This window comes from Lysinibacillus sp. ZYM-1 (assembly GCF_001308875.1).
In the GTDB taxonomy this organism is placed as follows: domain Bacteria; phylum Bacillota; class Bacilli; order Bacillales_A; family Planococcaceae; genus Lysinibacillus.
On sequence record NZ_KQ465173.1, the window covers coordinates 1 to 5599 of the forward strand.

At 35.1% G+C, this 5599-nt stretch carries 4 protein-coding genes and 1 pseudogene; 2 read left to right on the forward strand and 3 right to left on the reverse strand.

Annotated features, from left to right (window positions below):
* Nucleotides 1-169: IS3 family transposase (locus tag AO843_RS23620; protein WP_156314033.1), on the forward strand; the 169-nt coding region annotated here is incomplete at its 5' end.
* A 161-nt stretch (nt 170-330) separates the two neighbouring features.
* Here the strand turns inward: AO843_RS23620 and AO843_RS23625 are convergent.
* A complete protein-coding gene (locus AO843_RS23625) occupies nt 331-1998 on the reverse strand; it encodes an S-layer homology domain-containing protein (protein WP_054613489.1) in 1668 nt (555 codons plus the stop codon).
* Between the two features lie 750 nt (nt 1999-2748).
* Here AO843_RS23625 and AO843_RS23630 point away from each other — a divergent pair.
* Nucleotides 2749-3987, forward strand: a complete 1239-nt coding sequence (locus AO843_RS23630) for a TolB family protein (protein WP_054613490.1) — start codon at nt 2749-2751, stop codon at nt 3985-3987.
* 589 nt (nt 3988-4576) lie between these two features.
* On the opposite strand, the gene AO843_RS23635 is transcribed toward AO843_RS23630, so the two are convergent.
* Together AO843_RS23635 and AO843_RS24390 are read right to left on the reverse strand one after the other, a co-directional pair.
* The gene (locus AO843_RS23635) at nt 4577-5098 is read right to left on the reverse strand and encodes a GNAT family N-acetyltransferase (RefSeq protein ID WP_054613491.1); all 522 of its coding nucleotides are present in this window, start codon (nt 5096-5098) and stop codon (nt 4577-4579) included.
* A 197-nt stretch (nt 5099-5295) separates the two neighbouring features.
* Nucleotides 5296-5454: pseudogene (locus tag AO843_RS24390) on the reverse strand (tyrosine-type recombinase/integrase); the annotation flags it as partial.
* Between the last annotated feature and the right edge of the window lie 145 nt (nt 5455-5599).

Genomic DNA, 5599 nt, shown 5'->3' on the forward strand with positions numbered 1-5599 from the left:
TGGTTTATTAAAATCTGAGTTATTATATATACAAGAATTTGAGAGTATGGTTCACTTCAAGCGTGAGCTTGAACTGTATATCGAATACTACAATCACAAACGTATTAAAAGGAAATTAAAAGGATTGAGTCCGGTACAATACCGAATTCAATCCTGCATAGCTGCTTAACTTAATATAATGTCTAACTTTTTGGGGTCACTTCAATTATGAATTGCGCCCGATTATTGAAGATCGTTATTCAACTCAAGCCTCCGTTAGTTTGAAAAATCTTTCAAAATCTCAATAAAAATACAAAAACGACCATGTTATACATGACCGTTTTTGATTTATTAATTTTTTTTCAATACTCGCTGTAAAAAGGCAGAGAATTGTTCTCTTGTGACTGGTTCATTAGGCATAAAATTTCCATTTGCTCCAACAGTAATGCCGTTACTTGCTAGGATTTGAATTTCTTTATAAAAAATATTCGATGACTTCACGTCTTTAAAAGGGATTCCATTTCCATTCATTTTCAAATTAAACGTATTCACTAAAATTTTTGCAAGTTCTCCACGTGTGACATTAGATTTAGGACTCATATAATTACCATATCCACTAATAATACCTGCTTCGTAAAACTTCTTAATTTCTGGATAAAAAGGCTGACTAGTACTTACGTCTGTAAAAGATTTCATGTTACGGATTTTAGGAAAATTCAGTCCTTCAATACGACTGATGAAGGCAAAAACGTGTTGCCTCTGAATGGGCTCTTTAGGATGGAAACTTCCATCAGAATATCCTTTATTGATACCTACTTGTGCAAGAGATTCTATTGCTTCATAATACGGATGCATTGCAGGTACGTCTGTAAACCTTTGGATACGGAGAGTTAAATCGTATTCTTCATAGCCATTAATTCCATACCTTGGTCGAAAAGATACATAATATGTACCTGCTTTTAACTCTTTTGTTTCTACGATTTGACTTGTATTGCTTGTTACATAGCCACCAGAGTAGAGTTGACCTTCTTCATCTTCAAATATAAGTGCACCAAAACCTTCACGGTCATTGGCAATAAACGTCACTTTTTCAGCATTTTCTAAAGTAAACTTATAATAATCTGTAGTTTGGTTGTAGCTATATCCTGCATTATATAAAAAGCCTCTTACAGTTTTATTATTTTGGATAACATCGGCAGTTATTATATTTGAATTCCTACCGCTTTCCCACTCATTTTCGTCTAATGGAACAAATTGCGTTGATACTAAGTAATTAACATCAGGTGTATTTTCGGCTTGAAGACCTATATTAAAATAGTAAGTTCCTGCTTGTAGTAATACCTCAACATCACTCGGCTCATTAGAATTTTTAACGGTAATCACTTTTTCACTATTTTCATTCGTCACTACTAGCTTAAGGTCACTTTTACGAATGCCTGTATCTTGAATTATTAATTTTACCTTTCCAAAGGATGGAACCTCTACTTTATATATATCAATATCATTAGAACTCGTTGTACCATAAAGTGTCCCCTCTAATGTTGTACCTATCTTATACGAATTCGCATTTGCATATTCATTGTTAGGTTCTACATCTTGCCCTTCAATATGACTCGTTTCATAACTCACTTGATATTCTCCCTTAGATATGAAACCAGCTGAAACACTAATCTGATAAGTACCCTTCTTTAAATTAATGGACTTAACCGTCTTTTCCGTATCTCCATCTTCTAAACTTGTTGTTGCACTTGCGATACGATTCCCAATACTATCCATCAAAAGGATATGATAAGTATTGGGATACACGTCTTCAAGATTAAGGTCAACACCATCCTTTAATGTAAACGTCACTTTTGCATCTTCTTTTAGGTCTAAAGTGTATTCATCATCTTCGACAATATTAGAATAAATACCCTTGATGATTTCACCTTCTAGCCAATTGGAGTCATCAGCTTTCGCATTAATCATTGGTATTGAAAAAGAAAGCAATATAAAAACCAAAAAGGTAGTTTTTTTCATAATAACACCTCTTAATTTCAATTATCACTATTTTAATAGTAATGGAGATTGATAAATAGCGGTATATATTGGGTATTTTCAAGGAATTGATCTGAGTAAAATATGTCCGACAAAATAAGTGTGAATCCCTGTTGGATAAACGCCTCCCATAGTTTAAGTACAATCCTCCACGATATGACCCATAAACGTAAAAAAGAGCCTCTCCTTATTCAAGAAAATGGCCCTTTAATGAAAACGAGCGCTGATTCTTGTTACAGAATCGCGACAGATTGCTTAATATCGTTATTCAACTAATACAAGCGTTAATTAATCTTTATTAACAAACTCGTAAACTTCTTTAACCGAAATACCTGATAGTGTGTAAATAGTGTGCGTTTCTTTTGTATTCATTATGGTTCCAGATTCCTCTTCAAAGAAAATAAGTTTCTTTACCACTTTAAATTGATACTGTGGGTCTGTTGCTATGTTGCCTACTCCAAGCTCTTTTTTATAATTTCTTACTGCCTTTTCAAATATAGCTATTTCTTCCGATTCTTTTAATTCTAAATCAATCGTTTTAGTGTTAACGTATGCCTCTTCTACATTCTTTTTAGTTATTAGTTCAAAATATAGGTATGCCCCGTTACTTTATTCTGGGATCCTAACTAAATAGTCCAATTTTTCTTTACAGTTAATAAAAGCGGCATTGTCTACATAAAAAAGCTGTCTAGAAAGATAATAAGAACATAATCCATGAAAGGAGAAATGTACATGAAACGAGCTTTCCTCTTAATAATAATCCTTGCTATTCTGTTTCCTTCAGCCCCATCAGCAGCTGTAGAAAATCAGGCGAAAGCTGCGTTTATTAGGGGAGGTAATTTGTGGACCTTAATAGGTGATCAAGAAAAGCAAGTGACAAATTCGGGCAAGGTATTCGCCAAACCGCAATGGTCGACAGATGGAAACCTGCTTGTTTATCAAGTTGAAGCACCTTCTGAAATCTACAAAGGGGAAACACAGTCAGAGTTATGGACCTATAATATTAAAACGGAGGAAAAGAAGAAAATTTTTTATGATGGCTCTTCGCCTAAATGGGCACCTCATAAGAATGTTATAGCTTATAAAAACAAAGGAATATTGGACATCTCAAACCTTCACCAGTTCTATAATATCGCAACCGGAGTCAACGATTTTACGTGGCTTCCGGACGGTACAGGTTTTCTTCTTTCTTCATCCGGCACTCTTCGCCCCGATGGGTGGTCAAGCGCTTCTTTGTTTACAAAAAAAGTGGGCGATAATTATGAGGACGTTGTTCTTTTTGGGGGAGTGGAACCTTTTTTTACATTGCCAAGAGAAATTGGGACAACTGATAAGAACAAACTGATTGCCGTATATGCCGAGCAGCTAACCTATTCCCCGAATGGCAAATGGATTTCCTTTGTTGTGACCCCAACTGCCTCCTGGTCTATGGATAGCGATATGGTTTGCGTCATCGATAAGGAAGGAAAAAACTTTGAAGTATTAGACGAAATGATTTTACAGGTAGGCCAGCCTAAGTGGGCACCCTCAACTGATACGTTGGCGTATATCGCAGGGGGCGGAAGAATTGTTTTTGGTTTTAGAAATAAGGATTTAAAGATAAAGGAGATGCCTGTTTCAGGGTCATATACGCCTAAAAATTACGCAGATCTTGATTTCAATTGGATTACTGATAAATTACTCGTAGCCTCGAGAATAAAAGAACAAGATTGGACAAACGACTTCAGCAAGCACCCGCTTCCTGTGCTTTATTCTATTGATATTGACACGAATAATCAAGCGAAAATAAGCAATCCTCCTAAAGGGTATGGAGATTATGCCCCTCAGTTTGTCCCAACCATTCAGAAGCTCGTTTGGCTAAGGGGTTCCTCAATTATTGACACAAAAAGAAACCTCTGGAAGGCCAATTCGGATGGCACAGAAGCAACAGAATGGCTTCTCGATGTAGAAGAGATTGTATTTTATAAATAGCTGGGAAGACTCTCCTTATTTTACTTTGACTACTACAAAGAAGCTTTAGAATATATTTCATCTTTGAACATTAAGTACATCTTCTTTAAAATGAAACCTCTGTTTTAAGTATTTTTCTGATATTAATCACTAAGCGTTAGGATCTGGCTCTATTACTGAAAAAGGCACAATTTCAATTCAAGAATGGCGCCCTTTTTATGAAATAAGACGCTTTCCTGACTACGGAAAAGCTCCCGCTTGTAGAATAAAGAAATACTCTACAAAATAGGTTTTTTATCTTCAATGCTCTATTTTAAGACTGGCTCGGCTGGGGTAAATGCTTCCCATTGATTATATTTCGTTGTTATTGATGAAATAAACCAATACTCTTTAAATAGTTCTCCACGATTATAATCTACTCCCCACCACCAAAGTCTCCATATGATGCCCATAAATCGAATTAACGGTATACCGCATTTTAGATTCGCTGAGCTTTTCTACTTTAAGATCAACTTGATTCACTGTTAAAATGGGTGCGAGTGTCCTTAATTCTTCAAGGGGAATATAAGCTGCCTCTCCCCTTATTTATTATGCTAAAGCACCTTTAGCGTCAGAGTGTAGATAATACTCTATTGAGGTTACTCCATTCGTACGTGAGCAGATTCAATTCCTTATCTGAAATTGTTATCTGTTCAGATTGAAGTAAATTGGCACCATAATACTCATAAAAATAACGGGTTCTATTGTCTTCTAATACCTCCACAAAAACTTTATTGAAGCCAAGTTCTTCAAATTGAAGGAAAATTTGTTTCAATAGTTGTTTTCCAACTCCCTTTCCATGATATTCTTCAAGGAGATAAATAGATGTTAAGTCCCCAGAATTAGGGACATTATTACTTTCTCTTTTTCCGCAATCAGCAAATCCTACGATTTTCCCCTCATTATTTTCTGCTACAAATACATAATTCCCCTCTTTTGTAATATTGCGATTCCATAAATCAGTTCGTTGTTCATATGATAATTTCTTTAAAAATTCTTCTGGTATGATGTTTTTATAAGTAGATCTCCAACTATCAACGTGTACTTTTGCAATACCCTTTGCATCAGTCAACATAGCTTTTCTTGTGTTCATTAAATCCACCTCTTATAAAAGTACTTAAAATACATATTCCATTTAGATACAAATAATCCTTTTTCTTATCAAGCTAAATGCCCCTATAGCTTTAGAACATTTCTTTACAATCTCTTCATTTAAGTTACTAAACAATCTGGCCCTATAACTAAAAAACACCCATTTCTACATGAGTGTCTTAATTGAATGAAAGTTTTTTAAAAGTATTTACTGTATAAATCCTGTCTTAGCTTTCCGCTTAGCTGAGCGTAGATCTTTGTAGTCTCACTCTTTTCATGACCCAGTAAACTTTGAATGACATCAATTGGCGCACCGTTATTAATCATATGCGTTGCAAAGCTGTGTCGTAATTGATGCAATTAAATGGCTCTTTCATGAAAAAGGACACTCTCCTATTCAAGGAGGTAGTGACCCCTTAAAGTTAGAGTTTTTATTATGCAGCTAATTGGCTGGTATGTTTTCGGTAATTTACTGGACTCATGCCAGCCAGTTTTTGTTTAA

What these genes read in the sequence shown, in the direction of transcription:
- AO843_RS23625 (WP_054613489.1), bottom strand. Translation starts at nt 1,998, where the DNA reads ATGAAAAAAACTACCTTTTTGGTTTTTATATTGCTTTCTTTTTCAATA.
- AO843_RS23630 (WP_054613490.1), top strand. Translation starts at nt 2,749, where the DNA reads ATGAAACGAGCTTTCCTCTTAATAATAATCCTTGCTATTCTGTTTCCT.
- AO843_RS23635 (WP_054613491.1), bottom strand. Translation starts at nt 5,098, where the DNA reads ATGAACACAAGAAAAGCTATGTTGACTGATGCAAAGGGTATTGCAAAA.